Here is a 17,889-nt window from a genome sequence, read left to right as displayed (position 1 = left end):
TTTTTTTATTTTTATGATTATATTGAATTTCCATTATATACGAAATTCGGTACTTTGCAGATAGTGATTTTCCATTTGGCACCTGCTTCAATATGGTAGGCCTTCGCAAATGATCCTTGATTGATTGCCACACCGATTTTGTCGAGCGAATTGACGTAAAGCAAAGGCTCGCCCAAATGACTATCCGCAAATGATCTGCCAAACGTCATAATATTTTTATATACTTGTCTTGTTTCATTTTCAATCGTTACTTCAAAAGAATCTCCGTAATCTACGTCTAACTTCTGAAACAAGCTGCGATCAATATTGGTCCATAAGTTTCCAAAGCGGACATCAAGTATATCAATATTCCCTTTAATCGCACCATTTTGAATATAGGCTTCTAAAACCGGCAGTTCAATTAGCGAATCGATTGGAATTTCCGGCCCCACCTGTTCAAACGTAATCACTTCGGATGCAAGCCGTGCGCCGGTATAAGCGTAAATATCACGTCCATGGAAGGTATAAGAATGCCCGGAATTTGGCAGCCGGTTTACCTTTTCATCGATCAGCCTTGCTTCTTCGATCCCAATATACTTCTTTATATGTGTGATCGTTCCATTGTCGGGTGTCACAATATATTGGTTTGATTTTGTCTTCACAACAATGCTTCTCCGTTCTGAACCGACACCCGGATCAACAACAGAAATAAATACCGTCTCCTTTGGCCAATACGATATCGTTTGGTACAGCCTATAAGACGCTTCCCAAATATTATATTGGGGAATATCGTGGGTCAAATCAAAAATCCTCAGGCTGGGATTAACATTCAAAGCGACTCCATACATTGCACTGACAGCTCCATCGCTTAATCCAAAATCAGTTTGAATAACTAAAAAACGATTCATAAATTTTCCCCCATACATTGTTGTTTTATAAAAAAAACCACGTCTTTATCTACTAATTAGATAAGGACGTGGTTTTGCTCACGTGGTACCACCTTACTTCACTGTTTGCTCGCACAAGACAGCCTCTGCCAGTACTACGGGCTTAATCCCTTCATACTGTGGTATTTGTAACGAGTACCAAACTCGGCGGAACCTACTTGTACCTTCGTGCTTTATTGGGATAAAACACGAAAATAATACTTTCAGCACGCAACTCAGAGGCCATTGTTCGGGTTCGTATTTTTGCTTCTTCTCAGCTATCGAAGCTCTCTGTGAAAAATAACTGAACCTTACTTTTCCTCTTCATAGTTATTGTAAGAAAATTATTAACAATTTTTTAATTAATTATAATCACCGCTGCGAACATGTCAAGCGTTGGAATACGAAAAGTATGGAATGTGGTGGGGATTTGGTGCGGAGTGCTGGATATTAGGCTTGATGTGGAAGGTCTGATGTGGAAAAGATTTAGGTCGAATGAAATATGTTTGTGCGTATGTAGAACAAACTTGGTTCGGATAGTGAACAACCTTTTGCACGGCTGTACTTCACCCGTAGTGGGCTTGAAAACGCAGATATGCTTCATTAAACCAACATTTTACTGTTACGAAACCAAATGAAGTATGGGTAGCTGATATCACATACATTCCAACGGATGAAGGTTGGCTTTATCTAGCTAGTATTATGGATTTGTATTCAAGGAAAATAGTCGGCTGGCATATAGACTGTTCCATGAAAAAGGAGCTAGTGTTAAGTGCATTAAAGCAAGCCTATCAGCGTCAACAGCCACAGGGTTCTATCCTCCATCATTCTGATCGAGGGAGTCAATATGCTTCAAATGACTATCAAGCTAAGCTAATGGAATACGGAATGAAATGTAGCATGAGCCGCAAAGGAAATTGTTATGACAACGCTTGTATTGAATCATTTCATGGGATAATTAAAAAAGAACTAATTTATCAGACTCGTTATAAAACAAAAAAGAGCATATTTGAGTATATAGAAATATTTTACAATAATAAACGTATTCACTCCGCAACAGAGTATTTTTCACCATCTGAATACGAACGTATGTACGAAAAAAGGAGCTTAATTAGCATATTATAGTTAGACCCGAAAATTTACCTTTAAAAATAATTAGGACAACGTCGTAATTATTTTTAAAAGGCTACCAAGTGATAGCGCGGTAGCTGCGAAAAAAATTTATAAATTTTTGTGTCTACTTTATTGACCTAATATCAGAATCCCTCAAAGACAAACTTCTGAGAATAAAATATGTAACCGATATTAAAAACACATAGGTGACAAACAAAAACAATCATAAAACAAAAAATAGACCTCGCTTGAACGAATGAGGTCTAGTACTTGTATTCATACACTAATCTTTGTTTCTCAATCAAACTGCCTGTTTTTTGCTTACAAAAAATAATCTTCAACTCACTTGAGGAAGCCCATGCTCTGTTTTTTAAATAAAGATTTATTTTTAACCCTTTCCAATCGAAAGAAAATTTTCAATCGCAAATGCTGATACTCCCAGTGCTGCGGAGTAAATCGATAGTTTTGAAAAGTTTATTTGTAAGTCTTTTTGGTGAAAATCTAATGTATGCTCGTTAATGGATTTTATAGTTGGTTGCTCGATTAAGTGTTTCGCCTTAGCTAGCCTATTTCCGATAATGATTTGTTGTGGATTAAATGTTTTAATTAAATTGGAAATACCTATCCCTAAGTAGGAGCCAATTTGCTGAAAAATGTCTTTAACGTTTTTGTTTTCTTCGGCCATTTTGATAAGCTCCTCTAGTGTCGCGTCTGGTAAAATATGTTTCGCTTGATGGAGTAATGCATGCTCAGAAGCATAAGCTTCCCAGCAACCAGAATTCCCACACCGGCATTTTTCTCCATCGACTACAATCGTCATATGTCCACTTTCACCAGAATAGCCATTCATCCCCTTGTATAGTTCTCCTTTCAGTATAATACCTACCCCAATACCGATTCCTGCGCTAATATAGATAACATTATGGAAATTTACACCAGCTCCAAATCGAATTTCTCCATACGCGCCCGCATTTGCTTCATTTTCAACAATGATTGGGTAGTCAAATTCACGATAAATGATGTCCAGCAAATCGACATTCTTCCACTTTAAATTCGGGGCAAGCAATACTTTTCCGCTTTTATCTACAATACCTGGTACGCCAATTCCGATCCCAATAACCCCATACCTGCTTTGAGGTGTATGTTCGATAAGGTTTTTAATCGTTTCTATTGTTAAATGAATAATTTCGTCAAAGGAAAGATTGTGTATTGATTTATGTTTTTCGTACACCACGTTGCCTTCTAAATCAGTTACAATTCCTAAAATATAGTTCACACCAATATCTAATCCGATGGAGTAACCGGCCTTCTTATTAAAGAGCAGCATAACCGGTCTTCTTCCTCCGCTAGATTCTCCAGGCCCTGACTCATAAATGAATTCTTCTTCGATTAATTCATTGACTAACGAAGAAACTGTAGCTTTATTTAGACCTGAGTGTTGCGCGATATCTGCACGTGAGATGGGAGCATTTGTGATGATCGTTCTAAGTACGATTTCTTTATTCTTTTTTTTCACGATTTGTTGGTTCCAAGTAGTTATGGTCAAAGGTTCTTCAGTCCTTTCTTCACTTAATATAAATGATATAGCAAAATTATATAACAAACTTTGTTTATTGTGTAGACAAACTAAGTTTTCGGTGATAAGATTGAATTGTAAAAAAATTTATATTTATTAGAAGAGGAGGTTCCCTTTGTGAGGAAATGTAAGGGCTTTCTATTCATTCTTTCTATTTTTCTATTAGTATTTGCGTTAGTAGCATGTGGTCAAGATGTCAGCGATGAAAGCGGTAACAAGAATTCCGAAGGCGAAAAAGGTAAACTCACCATTGGACTATCTGTATCAGATTTAACATTAGAGCGTTGGCAGCATGATCGGGATTTTTTTGTAGAAAAAGCGAAAGAGTTAGGAGCAGAGGTTTTAGTTCAATCCGCGAATGGTGATGAAGCAAAACAATTATCACAAATTGAAAATATGATCTCACAAGGTATTGATGCGCTTGTTATTATTGCCATCAACTCAGATTCACTAACGACCGTTGTTGAGCAAGCAAAAAGTAAAGGTATTCCCGTTTTGGCATACGATCGATTAATAAATGGTGCAGAAATTGATGCCTATGTATCATTTGATAACGTTAGAGTGGGTGAAATGCAAGCAGAGTATCTTGTTGAAAAAGTTTCTAAAGGAAAATATTTCCTAATGGGTGGTTCTCCAACAGACAACAATGCAAAAATGTTTAGAGAAGGCCAAATGAATGTTCTTCAACCGCTTATCGATAAAGGGGATATTGAAGTTATAGGGGATCAATGGGTGAAAGGCTGGGACGCAAACGAAGCGTTAAAAATTATGGAAAATGCATTAACAGCTAATAATAATGACATTGACGCAGTTGTAGCATCAAACGATAGTACAGCTGGAGGAGCTATCCAAGCCCTTGAAGCTCAAGGCTTAGCAGGGAAGGTTGTTATTTCCGGTCAAGATGCTGACTTGGCAGCAGTCCAACGCATTGCGGAAGGAAAACAGTCTATGACAATTTATAAACCTATTAAAGCCATTGCAACAAAGAGTGCGGAAGTTGCTGTTCAATTGGCAAAAGGTGAGAAGGTTACATCCGATTCCACAATAAATAATGGAAAAGTAGATGTCCCATTTATTAAATTAGATCCAATTAAAGTGGATAAAGAAAATCTTATTGATACAGTAATCAAGGATGGGTTCCATTCTTACGATGAAGTATATAAAAATGTACCAGAAAGTGAACGTCCACCACGTCCATAGTCAGGTTTTAAATCATAACAAAGCGTATAAAATGGGAGGAAGTTTCCCAGAGCTATCAAGTTAAGAAAATCTCTTTTCAGCATCAGTGTTCTTTTATCCTTTCGCGTTTCAATTTCTTTTCTTAATGCGATTGAAATATCGAAAAAGAAAGAGTTATTTCACTAACTTGGCGTGTATGGGAAAGCTCCCCCCATTTATCTGATTACTTTATTGCAGGTGGTGAAAAAGGATTGGAAACGTTTGCGCTTCAAATGAAAGGAATTACGAAAGATTTTCCTGGTGTACGTGCATTAGATAACGTCACATTTTCAGTACGTAAAGGGGAAATCCATGCTCTATGTGGTGAAAATGGAGCAGGAAAATCAACTCTAATGAAAATACTTAGCGGTGTATACCCTCATGGAACTTATGAAGGTCAAATATTGATAAACGGGAAAAAAGTTCAATTTAAATCGATCAAAGAATCCCAAGACGCAGGAATTGCTATTATTTATCAGGAGCTCGCATTAGTTGGTGAAATGACAGTTGCAGAAAATTTATTTTTAGGCCATGACTTAATGAGATCTAAAATCATTAACTGGAACAAAATATATGCAGAGGCTCAGAAATGGTTAGATCAAATTGGATTAGATATTGATCCGGAAACAAAAGTTAAGGATTTAACAGTTGGTAAACAACAGTTAATAGAAATTGTGAAAGCACTTACAAAGAAAGTAGATATTTTAATATTGGATGAGCCGACAGCAGCTTTAACTGAAAGTGATGTTGAAATATTGATGAACCTTTTACATGATCTGCGTTCAAAAGGGGTTACCTGCATTTATATTTCTCACAAGCTCGGTGAAGTGATGTCATTGGCCGATTCAGTTACTATATTACGAGACGGGAAAACAATTAGCACGGATTCTATTGAGAATTTAACTGAAGATATGATTATTACGAAAATGGTCGGTCGAGAATTAACAGAACTTTTTCCATATGAACCTCATCCAATTCGTAATGAAAAAATACTGGAAGTGAAGAATTACTCTGTTTTCGATGAAAATGGAAAACAAGTGATTCAGGATGTATCCTTCTCGCTAAAAAAAGGTGAAATACTCGGTTTTTCTGGATTAATAGGGGCCGGGAGGTCAGAATTATTTATTAGTCTGTTTGGCGGATTTAAGGGAAAAAAAACGGGAACAGTCCTGATCGATGGAAAACCAACAAATATACAAAAACCTGCTGATGCAATCAAGGAAGGTTTAGCCTATGTATCTGAAGATCGAAAACGATACGGTTTAGTTTTAGGGATGGATATTACGAAAAACACGACTCTTACAGCTTTAAACAAAGTTATGAAGTTGAAAGTGATTGATGAAGCTTTAGAAATAAAAAGTACTGAGGACATAACGAAGAAAATGAATTTAAAAGCTCCAAGCTTAGAAGCAGCTGTAGGTCAATTAAGCGGTGGAAATCAACAAAAAATCGTTTTAAGTAAATGGTTACTAAATGATCCGAAAATCTTAATACTTGATGAACCGACAAGAGGAATTGATGTCGGGGCAAAGTATGAAATATATAAAATCATGAATGATCTTGTTAAACAAGGTGTCGGTATTATTATGATCTCATCTGAGCTGCCCGAAGTAATGGGAATGTCCGATCGTATTCTTGTCATGTCAGAAGGAAGAATCACCGGAGAATTTTTAAGAGAAGAAGCGACTCAAGAGAACATTATGAGATGTGCTACTGGAGGGAAAAAAAGTGTCCAGACAACTATCAACAGTTAATGTAAATGAGCAAAGGAATAAAGGTATAAGTTTTAAACTTGATCTGCAATCATACACGCTTATGATTGCCCTTGTGTTAATAGCTGTTATTTTCAGCATTTTTACAGGAGGAGAATATTTATCTTCTCGTAATCTCTCTAATTTATTTACGCAAATGTCTGTCATTGCTGTGCTTGCGGTTGGTATGACACTTGTTATAGTAGCAGGTCATATTGATTTATCTGTAGGTTCGTTGGTTGGGTTAACTGGAGGCATTGCTGCTATTTTACAAGTTTGGCATGGCTGGAGTACTTTTTCAGTCGTTTTCGCTGCGATCATCATTGGAGCGATTTTAGGTTTATGGCAAGGATGGTGGGTAGCTTATCGGGCGGTGCCTGCTTTTATTGTAACACTCGGGGGTATGCTTGTTTTTCGAGGTATTCTAATTGGATTAAGCAAAGGACAAACTATTGCACCAATGAGTGAAAGTTTTAAGCAAATTGGGAACAGTTATCTTCCTTATGTACCGGGGTATATTTTAGCATTAGTTAGTATAGTAATTCTTGTTTTTTGGACTATTAGAAATCGTTCTAAAAGAATGAACATGGGACTTATGATACCAGCTGCAACCGTAGATTACGGAAAAGTTGCAGTATACTCTATTTTCATTCTCCTCATTACATATATGTTAAATCGATATTACGGTATCCCTGTTCCATTTTTAATTGTTGCTTTGTTATCGATTATTTTTATCTTTATTTCTAATAAAACAGCGTTCGGGCGTTATATTTATGCGATTGGAGGGAACCAAGAAGCTGCAGCTCTTTCTGGTATCAATATAAAGCGTAATATACTTTGGGTGTTTATTATAATGGGAGGGCTTTCTGGTGTTGCAGGTGTTTTATTAACTAGTAGATTAAATGCAGCGACAGTAAATGCAGGTAATATGTATGAGCTTGATGCAATTGCAGCTTGTGTAATTGGCGGTACTAGTTTAATGGGTGGTAAAGGTAAAATATTTGGAGCCCTTATTGGAGCTTTAATTATGGCTAGTATTGACAATGGCATGAGCATAATGAATATTGAAACATTCTGGCAATACATTGTTAAGGGTCTCATTCTCATAATCGCAGTATGGATTGATATTTCTAGTAAAAAATAAATAAAACTAGTTTAAGAATGGGAGGAAATGAATATGACATACTTTGAAAATGTAAATGAAATCAAATATGAAGGACCTAAATCTTCGAATCCTTTAGCTTTTAAATATTATAATCCTGATGAGGTTGTCGGTGGAAATAGGATGGAAGACATTTTCCGTTTTAGCGTTGCATACTGGCATACATTTACAATGGACGGGAGTGATCCTTTCGGCCACGGAAATATGATTCGTCCGTGGGATAAATATACGGGAATGGACTTAGCAAAAGCACGTGTGGAAGCTGCATTTGAATTTTTTGAAAAGCTGAACATACCATACTTTTGCTTTCACGATGTAGATATAGCGCCGGAAGGAAGTAATTTAAGAGAAACTTATAAAAATTTAGATGAAATTGTTGCGATGATAAAAGAATATATGAAAACAAGTAAAACGAAGCTTCTTTGGAATACAGCCAATTTGTTCTCACATCCTCGTTTTGTTCATGGAGCGGCAACTGCGGTAAATGCCGATGTGTTTGCTTACGCTGCAGCAAAAGTGAAAAAAGGGTTGGAAATCGCAAAAGAACTTGGGGCAGAAAACTATGTATTCTGGGGTGGACGGGAAGGTTATGAGACCCTGTTAAATACGGACATGAAGTTAGAACTGGATAATCTTGGACGCTTTTTGCATTTAGCTGTTGATTATGCGAAGGAAATAGGCTTTTCTGGTCAATTTCTCATTGAACCGAAACCGAAGGAACCTACAAAACATCAGTATGATTTTGATGTAGCAACGGCTTTAGCGTTTTTACAAAATTATGGTCTTAAAGACTATTTTAAATTTAACATTGAGGCCAACCACGCTACATTAGCAGGTCATACTTTTGAACATGAACTTCGTGTAGCAAGAATTAATGGTATGCTAGGTTCTGTTGATGCGAATCAAGGAGATCCGTTATTAGGGTGGGATACAGACGAATTCCCAACAGATTTATATTCTACAACGTTGGCGATGTATGAAATTTTACAAAACGGCGGGCTTGGCAAAGGCGGATTAAACTTTGATGCAAAAGTGAGAAGAGGCTCATTTGAACCAGAAGATTTATTCTATGCACATATTGCGGGTATGGATAGTTTTGCAATCGGTTTAAAGGTTGCTCAAAGATTAATAGATGATAAAGTTTTAGAAAGCTTTATTGAAGAACGCTATAGTAGCTATCATCATGGAATTGGAAAAGATATTGTAGAAGGCAAGACTGATTTCCATAAATTAGAGGAATATGCGCTGCAACTTGGAGATATTCAAAACTCTTCTGGAAGAACAGAACGATTGAAGTCGACAATCAATCAGTATTTATTATCTGTTCTTTCTGAATAGATTTTATCTTCGTTAGGACGTACCTGGTTTAAATAAATAACAATCTGGTATGTCCTTTTATTTAATAACAATAAAGGGTGATCTCAATGAAATATGTGATTGGTATTGATTTAGGGACTAGTGCGGTAAAAGTTTTATTAATGAACCAAAACGGTGAAGTATGTAAGGAAATTTCCAAATCTTATCCACTTATTCATGTGAAATCGGGGTATAGTGAGCAAGATCCATCTGAGTGGGTAAAAAAAACAATTGAGGCATTAGCAGAGTTAGTAAAAGATTTTGATGGTCATGTTGAGGACATTGAAGGAATAAGCTTTTCAGGACAAATGCATGGGTTAGTATTACTAGATAAAAATTACCAAGTACTACGGCGTGCAATTCTATGGAATGATACAAGAACGACTCAGCAATGTAAGAAAATTTATGATGTGATCGGAGAGGAAAAGCTACTTAATATCACAAAAAATCCTGCATTAGAAGGCTTTACACTACCGAAGCTTTTGTGGGTGAAAGAGAATGAAAAAGATATTTATGAAAGAGCATCTGTATTTATGCTGCCTAAAGATTATTTACGTTATTGTATGACTGGTCAAATACATAGTGAATATTCAGACGCTGCCGGTACTTTATTATTGAATGTTCACGAAAAAGTGTGGAGTAAAGAAATATGCGAGTTGTTAGGTATTGATATTTCTCTGTGCCCACCTCTTGTCCATTCTTATGAATGTGTAGGAACAATCACATCATCATTGGCTGAAAGTACCGGGCTATCAAAATCGACTAAAGTTTATGCCGGTGGCGCTGATAATGCGTGTGGTGCAATTGGTGCCGGCATTTTATCAGAAGGAAAAACGTTATGCAGTATTGGAACATCAGGTGTCATCCTTTCTTATGAGGAAAATAGTGATCGGGATTTCAAAGGTAAGGTTCATTATTTTAATCACGGAGAAGAAAATGCTTATTATACGATGGGAGTGACTCTATCAGCTGGTCACAGCTTAGAGTGGTTTAGAGAAGTTTTTGCTAAACAAGAAGATTTTCATACATTACTTTCAGGTATTGAAAATGTACCAATCGGATCGAATGGACTAATTTTTACTCCATATTTAGTTGGAGAACGGACACCTTATGCCGATTCTGTCATTCGGGCAAGTTTTATTGGGATGGATACTTCCCATCATAAAAAAGATTTTGTACGAGCAGTTCTAGAAGGAATTACAATGTCTCTCAATGAATCGATCCAGATCTTTAGGGAAAGCGGAAAGAAAATAGATACTATTGTATCAATTGGTGGGGGAGCAAAAAATGAAACTTGGCTGCAAATGCAGGCAGATATCTTTAACGCCAGAATTGTAAAATTGTCGAGCGAGCAAGGTCCAGCTGTTGGGGCAGCTATGCTAGCAGCAGTTGGGGCTGGTTGGTTTGCATCTTTAAACGAATGTGCAGAAGTTTTTATTAAGCATTCTAAAGTGATTGAGCCTATTCAAGAAAATGTTGATAAATATAGAGAGCTATTTGCCATTTATCAACAAGTCTATGCAAAGACAAAAGAATTAAATGAATCATTAGCATTTTTTAGGAATTAATACATAGATGGTAAGACCTGTTCAATATTTCATTTAAATTTGGAGGTAAAAAATGGAAAGGATTCGCTGGGGTATTTTAAGTACGGCAAATATCGCTAGAACACAATTAATTCCAGCTATGTTTAGAGCTGAAAATGCAGAAGTCACTGCCATTGCAAGTAGAGGTAGTAAAGTTCATGCGATTGCACAAGAATTCAATATTCCAAAAGCATACGAAAGTTATGAGGCGCTTCTTAACGATCCGGAAATAGATGCAGTATATATACCGCTGCCTAATCATTTGCATAAAGAATGGGTGATAAAGGCGGCAAGGAAGGGAAAACACATTCTTTGTGAAAAACCCGTTTCATTGAATGCAGAAGAAGCTGTAGAAATGGACAAAATTACGCTTGAATGTAATGTGAAGTTTATGGAAGCCTTTATGTATCAGTTCCACCCGCAACATGATCGTGTTCGTGAAATCATATTATCTGGGGAAATTGGCGAAGTAAAATTATTTAAATCGAGTCATTCTTTTTATTTAGAAAACAGAGAAGATGATATCCGAATGGTTAAAGAGATGGGCGGCGGAAGCTTGTATGATGTAGGCTGCTATTCGATCCATGCTGTACGATATATATTAAATACTGAACCAATTGAAGTTCATGCAATTGGGAATATAGATCCGATTTCAAATGTTGACCTATCTGCATATGTGCATATGAAATTAGAAAACGGTGTGACTGCATTAATGGATTGCAGCTTTGATATGACGGAAAGAAATGAATACGAAGTTGTCGGTACAAAAGGAACGATTAAAGTATCTTATGCATTTCGTCCCGATCGAAATGGAGGAGTTGGGATTCTCATAGTAGAGAGGAATGGAGTAACGCGAGAAGAAAAAATTCATGGCGACATTTATAGACTTGAGGTAGAACACTTTTCAAGAGCCATATTAGAAGACTTGAAAGTGAAGTATTCTGGAGAATCGTCAATAAAAAATATGAGGGTGATTGATGCTTGTTATGAATCCATTCGAACAGGAAAATCGATAAGAATCAATCAATAATTCATGGTGGCTTTGATAACAGGGGTCTTATTGAACCTTGTTTCAGATCATTCAAAATAAATGATAAATAAAGGCGATGGAAACTATGGAAATTCGAAAAGAATTATTTGGATATAAACATAACCAGCCAGTATACTTGTTCAAACTAAGAAACGATCATGGATTAGAAATTTCTTGTATCAATTATGGGTGTATTATTACAGAGATTCTTGCCCCCGATCGAGAAGGGAAGCTTGAAAATATCGTATTAGGGTTCGATAGTATAGAAGAATATGAGCGACACTCCTCTCCATACTTTGGTGCTGTGGTAGGGAGATTTGCAGGCAGAATAAAAGAAGGGAGATTTACCTTAGACGGTCAAGAGTACCAAGTAACAAAAAATGAGAATCAAAACCATTTACATGGCGGAAACAAAGGGTTTAGCAAAGTATTATGGGACTATAACGTTGGGGAAGAAAAGGAAAACGAGATTTCAATCGAATTTTGTTATTTTAGCCCTAATGGTGAGGAAGGATATCCGGGTAGCCTTGATGTGAAAGTCATCTATTCGTTAACAAATGAGAATGAGTTGATTATCACTTACTATGGTAAATCTGATAAGAAAACATTACTAAATATGACGAATCACACTTATTTTAACTTAAGTGGTGATTTAAAACGAGATATCTTATATCATGAACTGACTATAAAAAGCGATACATTTATAGAATTGGATCGTGAATTGCTTCCAACCGGAAACTTGATTGATGTAACAGGTACCGTCTTCGACTTTCGAAAAGGAAGGAAAATAATAACTGGAGTGAAATCAACTCACCCTCAGATTCTTTTAGCAAATAAGGGCTTTGACCATCCTTTTTTATTAAACACCAATCATCAGCAAGAAATTATTTTATACGAAAAAGAAAGTGGACGAAAACTAGTGATTGAAACTGACGAACCAAGTGTCGTTCTATATACTGGAAATAAGTTAGGAGAACAACGATATAAAATTCGAAATGTGAATTCTAAAAATTATTTAGGGTTATGCTTAGAAACACAGGCTCCACCGGATTCCGTGCATCATCCTCATTTTCATTCGTCTATTTTAAACGAAAATAATATTTATCGAAAAAGAACTAAATATTTGTTTGCGTCAGATAAATGAATATTAAATTATAGTAGAATAATAATGTGTTTAAATGTAATCTTTTAAAAATTATTGTATATATGGAATAATCGTTTAATACGATTGTTCCATTTTTATAAACGAGTGTAATGCACTTCTCCAAAATTTACCTAAAATTGGTAGTCTAGCAGAAAAGATTTGTTGTTTACCATATGGTTTCTATATGACGAAGCTTGTGAAAAGGTCATTGGCCATAAAGAAGTTATTGAATACACCAACCGCCGATCGAGCAATCTGGCTCGTTTTGTCGCCTCATCGCAGAAAATTTACGGAGAATTTGACTGGAAAGCGCGGAATACTCATTGGAAAAAATCATCGTCTCTCCTTGAAAGTGGCAAAGTACAAATGTTAGGTAATCACGTAAGCCTCCCTGCTGAATTGTTTTCAGCGGGAGGCTGCTTTTTTATACATCATTATAGAACAAAGCCATCAGGATCAGAAAAAATTTTATAGTTTGATAATACAGAGCTAAAAATACTTATTTGCACGCTCATTTTCTCCATTAGTCTCTTCCTTTCACCAAGATTGAGTAAGAACCATTTTTAGTTTGCTTACTACAGGATCATCAGAAAGCACGCTTGGAAGAAATCTTAAAAGAGTACCCAGAACTTGCTTGTGCTTACGATTTAAAGGAACTATTTCGAGATTTCTATAAGTTGACCGATTACGGGATGCCCATGATCTTTTAGAAGAATGGATTCAATTAGCACGGAATAGTCCATACTCATCTTTTCATAAAGTGGGCAACACTTAGAAAAGTGGAAAGTACCCATACTCCAATATTTCTTATCTCCATACACGAATGCCCGAACAGAAGGAACCAATCATAAAATCAAACATATAAAACGGAGGGCTTATGGATATCGGAATCTAAAGCGTTTTCGACTTCGTGTATTTTTGGAATGTACAGGGAATACGAATGTTGATTAAATTGCTTAAGGGCTCTTTTTCAGTAGCTAACATGATAGTTGGTAGAATAGAAGCCGTCAAGGAAGGCACTTGACTACTCCCATTCTACCAACTTAGTGGTCAGTAAGCTGAAGAAGGAGACGGTCTGATTGACATCTAAATCCAGCTAACATGATGGCAAGGTTTGTGTACAAATCACAGAAAATGGAGAAGAGACCTTATTTATGAAATGGGTGCGATTGTGGAGCAATATAGATAGGAAATAATCAAACTTTATTTTGAAGGAGTGGAAATATATTGAATTTATGTAAAATAATATGTTAATATTATGTTAGGTTGTTATAATCAAAAAAGTCCTGCGGTAATATGTCAAGGTGAAAAATCATAGAAATTGGAAATTCCCTTGTCCGATGATCCGAAAAAAGGCAATACTGAAGAAACCTAGTATTGGTACATGTAATAAACTAGGTCTAAAGGTTTATATTGGTATACAAGATCGATCCTTTTATCGATTTTCCCCCTTTCTTGGCGTGTAGATTTGACCGTTGCGTAGCAGCGCATCGATCACACGCACGAGTTTTCTAGCGGTGAGGACGAGGGCTCGTTTATGTTGGTGTTTGGGCACTTCCTCATACTTCTTCCGGTAGTACGCACGAAACGTCGCATCATGCCGTTGCACCGAGTTGGCAGCCTCCACTAGGTAGTAACGGAGATAACGATTGCCGGAACGAATGAGGGAGGTGACCTCGGCTTGAAAACGGCCCGATTGGTGCTTGGACCATGTCAAGATGGCATATTTTGCCAAAGTGGCCTGATTGTGAAACCGCTCGATTTGCCCGATTTCGGCCAGGATGCCTGCGGTGTAAACCGGTCCGTTGCCTGGGATGGTTTGCAGTGTGTTCGGAATGCCTTCAAGATGGCGGGTAATGGCTTTATCGAGCTCTTTCAGCTGCGATTGCAGGCTGCGGATTGATTGAATCGACAGCCCTAACAGCAAGTCGATGGAATCCTCGACACACTTGGACAACCGATACGGCGAACGGGCCGCCTTTTGAATCGACTTGGCGATGCATTCCGGATCGGCAAAGCGATTGCGCCCTTTTTGGCGCAGGAAGTCGGCCAACTGCTTGACATCCATTTGGCAGATGTCATCGAGGCTCTACGACTCAAGGTATTAATGAGAATAGTAGTGTTGAAGATATGCTGGAAGAAATGCAGAAATATATATATCAAGATGAAGATGGTAAACTTATATTTAATGTAGATAAAGCGATAGAAGAAGAACAAAGTGATTTTATTATTGATTCAGGGAAAGAATTCAATGCTTTAAGTAATCATGTTGAAAATAAAAAAGAGTCACAATCTGTATCTCAAATATTAAGAAGTATGCCAGTTTGGGGAAACTGGTACGGACCTGGACATGATGGCGGTGTACCAAAAAATAAATTAGATTCTTTATGTATGACACATGATCTTTGTTATAAAGTAAAAGGATATTTCGATTGTGGCTGTGATAAAGCTTTAGTAGCTGGGATAACTGCCGCTCTTCCATTTATGAAATCTGACGAAAAAAGAGCTGCCTTAGCAGTAGCAGCTTACTTTAGTATAGCATCTTGTAAAAAATAATAGAGTGGGGAATTAAATGATTTATAAATTTATAATGTTTATAATATTTTGTATTTTAATGTTTATAGGATATTTAATTGAATGGATTACAGGAGGAAGACCTTGAATTTAGGATCATTATCTTAGTCAGTTCTTGAAAATACAAAACATCAGCTAGTACTTTCGCTTGTTGACAAAGTCTCTGCTTAGATAGTCTACAAGCTTTATTACTATATCTAAAAGTTTGACAGAGTACACTAAAGAAAAGCCCGAAAATACTGGTGTTTTGGACTTTACCCACAACACGAGGGTGTCTAATAAGTTGTTTTTACGGCATGATTTTACGTAATAGCCGACCAAGCCCTAACTTTTCCCATACCTTTCGGAACAGATAAACCGGTCCAAACTCTTTTGTCCAAAGCACGGAGACAGAAGAGGAAGAGCCTTGCCCGTGAATTCGGTCAAAGTAACGCTCTGAAAATTTGGCTAATCCCTCGATTTATTGATCGACAGAGCCATTCTCTAATAAATGTTCTAACCTCCCTAGATTACAAAACGTTTGTTGCCGAACTTTATTGTCTACACGAAATGTACAACATATTTGTAGATATTGACGAACAGAACCATTTTTATTTTTTTGCTTGGGTCAGGTGCCTGTCACCACTCGATGCCCTGTCTGAGCTCAAGGGATGGTAAAAAAAGTATACATATCCGTCTGTCATGACAAGGGATGAGAGTCCAAAAGCACTTACGCAGGAAATTCAAAAAATGGTTCGCTAACCTATGACTTACACCTGTTTTCAGCGAACCAAAAAAGCTACAACAAAGTCTTGACTGACTCCGGAAAACGATGCTCATACACAAATGCACATTTATTTGTTAAAATATTAATTATATTCTGACAAAAATGAAACCTATCTTTTTCGGAAGCAAGAGGTATTCTTTCGAAAAATTTACATCCATGAAACAAAATCATTAAATATACAAAGTAATCTATATATGGAATAAACGGTTTGCGGCCGTTTTATCACCGACAGAATGGGGGAGGGTGTAGTGGAGAAGATTGCCTCGCATGCGTATGAAAAGCCGGGCTGGAAACTGTATGTTTCGTTGCCGATTTTATCGTGGGCGTTGTATGATTTTGCGAATACGATTTTTTCCTCGAATGTGAATACGATTTTTTTCCCGCTTTATGTTTCGGAAACGGTGGGAAAAAGCGAGAGCTTGAACCAAATCGCCAGTACATTTATTTCGTATGCAAATGCGTTAGCCTCTTTCTTTTTAGTGATATTTTCACCTTTATACGGCACATGGATTGACCGGACCGGGAGAAGAAAGAAATGGCTTGGGATTTTTACGACTCTTTCGGTTACGGCAACTTTGCTTATGGGTGTTGCCGGATATTCGAATCTTGGGAATGCCATGTTTGGATTGCCGGTGTCTTTTGTCGTAATCGTGCTTTTATTTGTCGCAGCAAAGTTTTTTTACCATTCGAGCCTTGTTTTTTACGATTCCATGATTTCCAGTTTGGGGAATAAACAGGAAATACCGCTTATCTCCGGTTTTGGCGTTGCTGTCGGATATGTCGGAACGCTTGTCGGGCTTGCTGTGTATCCGTTTGTTGGAGAAATGGATTATTATCGGGCTTTTATTCCAAGCGCCCTTTTGTTTCTCCTCTTTTCTTTCCCGCTGTTTTTCTTTGTCAAAGAAGAAGCCGAAAAAGCCGATGCCTTAAAGCGAAAGGCCGGATTTTTTGCAGGCTATCGGGATATTTATGCAACATTGAAAGAAATGAAAAAGTATCAAAACATTTTTACTTTCATGATTGCTTATTTCTTTTTGAATGATGCGGTGGCGACGACGATCGCCATCATGTCCGTTTATGCCAAAGTCATTGCCGGGTTTACGGCAGGGGAGTTCATCCTTTTATATTTAGTCTCCACAGTTTCGAGTATTATCGGTTCCTTTCTTTTTGGCTATATTACGAGAAGCAAGGGAGCCAAAAAAGCGGTTTTGTATGTCGGCATCGTGATGTGCATCGCACTGGCGATAGGGGTGCTTGCTTTTTCCAAGCTATCTTTTTGGATTGCTGGGAGTTTGTTCGGTGTCAGTTTAGGAGCGATGTGGGTCACTTCGAGAACATATATAGTCGAACTTTCCCCGCCAGATAAGCAAGGGCAATTTTTCGGACTGTTCGCTTTTTCTGGAAAAGTGTCAGCCATCATTGGTCCAGCGATTTATGGAAGCATTACCCTCCTTTTTCATTCATACGGAAACATTGCCAATCGGTTGGCGATGGGATCGCTTTTGCTGATGGTGCTCCTTGGCATTTTCTTTTTGCTGAAGGTAAAGCCACAGGCGCCTGCCGCGCCGAAAAGCTGACGAGAGGTGTTATGGGGGAGTCATTGGCGAAAGCTATTCCGTCATTGAAATCATGGAAACAGAAATAGCTTACCAGCCGCCATCTGGGCGCTCTTGTTCGTCTTTCTTGTTTGCCTCATCGCTAAAAATTT

Annotated in this window: 11 protein-coding genes, 4 pseudogenes and 1 other annotated feature; of the genes and pseudogenes, 11 read left to right on the top strand and 4 right to left on the bottom strand. The window is 37.4% G+C overall.

The window, feature by feature from the left end:
- Nucleotides 1-17: 17 nt before the first annotated feature.
- Nucleotides 18-887, bottom strand: a complete 870-nt coding sequence (locus FB379_RS09420; protein WP_094244298.1) for an SAM hydrolase/SAM-dependent halogenase family protein — start codon at nt 885-887, stop codon at nt 18-20.
- A gap of 59 nt (nt 888-946) precedes the next feature.
- Nucleotides 947-1,242: a binding site (T-box leader), on the bottom strand.
- 266 nt (nt 1,243-1,508) lie between these two features.
- Between FB379_RS09420 and FB379_RS09415 the strand changes: the two are divergent.
- Nucleotides 1,509-2,030 (top strand): annotated as a pseudogene (locus FB379_RS09415) (IS3 family transposase); the annotation flags it as partial.
- Between the two features lie 376 nt (nt 2,031-2,406).
- Here the strand turns inward: FB379_RS09415 and FB379_RS09410 are convergent.
- Nucleotides 2,407-3,534 carry an ROK family transcriptional regulator gene (locus FB379_RS09410; RefSeq protein WP_235600464.1) on the bottom strand — a complete coding sequence of 376 codons (1,128 nt, stop codon included), beginning with the start codon at nt 3,532-3,534 and terminating at the stop codon, nt 2,407-2,409.
- Nucleotides 3,535-3,711: 177 nt separating this feature from the next.
- On the opposite strand from FB379_RS09410, the gene xylF reads away from it, so the two are divergent.
- The 8 genes and pseudogenes from xylF to FB379_RS18760 form a co-directional block, all read left to right on the top strand.
- Nucleotides 3,712-4,794 (top strand): D-xylose ABC transporter substrate-binding protein, encoded by a 1,083-nt coding sequence (gene xylF / locus FB379_RS09405; protein WP_144597800.1) that lies wholly within the window; start codon nt 3,712-3,714, stop codon nt 4,792-4,794.
- 251 nt (nt 4,795-5,045) lie between these two features.
- Nucleotides 5,046-6,566 (top strand): xylose ABC transporter ATP-binding protein, encoded by a 1,521-nt coding sequence (locus tag FB379_RS09400; protein WP_063388727.1) that lies wholly within the window; start codon nt 5,046-5,048, stop codon nt 6,564-6,566.
- Nucleotides 6,541-7,707 (top strand): sugar ABC transporter permease, encoded by a 1,167-nt coding sequence (locus FB379_RS09395; RefSeq protein ID WP_066249365.1) that lies wholly within the window; start codon nt 6,541-6,543, stop codon nt 7,705-7,707. The genes FB379_RS09400 and FB379_RS09395 overlap by 26 nt, the downstream gene beginning before the upstream one ends.
- Before the next feature lie 33 nt (nt 7,708-7,740).
- A complete protein-coding gene (gene xylA / locus FB379_RS09390) occupies nt 7,741-9,063 on the top strand; it encodes a xylose isomerase (RefSeq protein ID WP_066249361.1) in 1,323 nt (440 codons plus the stop codon).
- Between the two features lie 86 nt (nt 9,064-9,149).
- Nucleotides 9,150-10,649, top strand: coding sequence for a xylulokinase (gene xylB / locus FB379_RS09385; protein ID WP_144597799.1), 1,500 nt, complete (start codon nt 9,150-9,152; stop codon nt 10,647-10,649).
- Between the two features lie 52 nt (nt 10,650-10,701).
- The gene (locus FB379_RS09380; RefSeq protein ID WP_144597798.1) at nt 10,702-11,697 is read left to right on the top strand and encodes a Gfo/Idh/MocA family protein; all 996 of its coding nucleotides are present in this window, start codon (nt 10,702-10,704) and stop codon (nt 11,695-11,697) included.
- An 85-nt stretch (nt 11,698-11,782) separates the two neighbouring features.
- Nucleotides 11,783-12,841, top strand: a complete 1,059-nt coding sequence (locus tag FB379_RS09375) for an aldose epimerase family protein (protein WP_144597797.1) — start codon at nt 11,783-11,785, stop codon at nt 12,839-12,841.
- Between the two features lie 575 nt (nt 12,842-13,416).
- A pseudogene (locus tag FB379_RS18760) lies at nt 13,417-13,792 on the top strand (ISL3 family transposase); the annotation flags it as partial.
- 484 nt (nt 13,793-14,276) lie between these two features.
- On the opposite strand, the pseudogene FB379_RS09360 reads toward FB379_RS18760, so the two are convergent.
- Nucleotides 14,277-14,930 (bottom strand): annotated as a pseudogene (locus FB379_RS09360) (IS110 family RNA-guided transposase); the annotation flags it as partial.
- A 41-nt stretch (nt 14,931-14,971) separates the two neighbouring features.
- Here FB379_RS09360 and FB379_RS09355 point away from each other — a divergent pair.
- Complete coding sequence (locus FB379_RS09355; RefSeq protein ID WP_144597796.1) at nt 14,972-15,397, top strand: phospholipase A2 family protein; 426 nt, start codon at nt 14,972-14,974, stop codon at nt 15,395-15,397.
- Nucleotides 15,398-15,710: 313 nt separating this feature from the next.
- Here the strand turns inward: FB379_RS09355 and FB379_RS19215 are convergent.
- Nucleotides 15,711-15,977: pseudogene (locus FB379_RS19215) on the bottom strand (IS1634 family transposase); the annotation flags it as partial.
- A 437-nt stretch (nt 15,978-16,414) separates the two neighbouring features.
- Here FB379_RS19215 and FB379_RS09350 point away from each other — a divergent pair.
- Nucleotides 16,415-17,758 (top strand): MFS transporter, encoded by a 1,344-nt coding sequence (locus FB379_RS09350; protein ID WP_199757335.1) that lies wholly within the window; start codon nt 16,415-16,417, stop codon nt 17,756-17,758.
- Nucleotides 17,759-17,889: the final 131 nt, after the last annotated feature.

The organism is Aeribacillus composti (assembly GCF_007827555.1).
Lineage (GTDB): Bacteria > Bacillota > Bacilli > Bacillales > Aeribacillaceae > Aeribacillus > Aeribacillus composti.
This window is presented reverse-complemented; position numbering and strand designations above follow the sequence as displayed.

Coding starts and splice junctions, on each gene's coding strand:
- FB379_RS09420 (WP_094244298.1), bottom strand. CDS start 887: ATGAATCGTTTTTTAGTTATTCAAACTGATTTTGGATTAAGCGATGGA.
- FB379_RS09400 (WP_063388727.1), top strand. CDS start 5,046: ATGAAAGGAATTACGAAAGATTTTCCTGGTGTACGTGCATTAGATAAC.
- xylA (WP_066249361.1), top strand. CDS start 7,741: ATGACATACTTTGAAAATGTAAATGAAATCAAATATGAAGGACCTAAA.
- xylB (WP_144597799.1), top strand. CDS start 9,150: ATGAAATATGTGATTGGTATTGATTTAGGGACTAGTGCGGTAAAAGTT.
- FB379_RS09380 (WP_144597798.1), top strand. CDS start 10,702: ATGGAAAGGATTCGCTGGGGTATTTTAAGTACGGCAAATATCGCTAGA.
- FB379_RS09375 (WP_144597797.1), top strand. CDS start 11,783: ATGGAAATTCGAAAAGAATTATTTGGATATAAACATAACCAGCCAGTA.
- FB379_RS09355 (WP_144597796.1), top strand. CDS start 14,972: ATGCTGGAAGAAATGCAGAAATATATATATCAAGATGAAGATGGTAAA.
- FB379_RS09350 (WP_199757335.1), top strand. CDS start 16,415: ATGGGGGAGGGTGTAGTGGAGAAGATTGCCTCGCATGCGTATGAAAAG.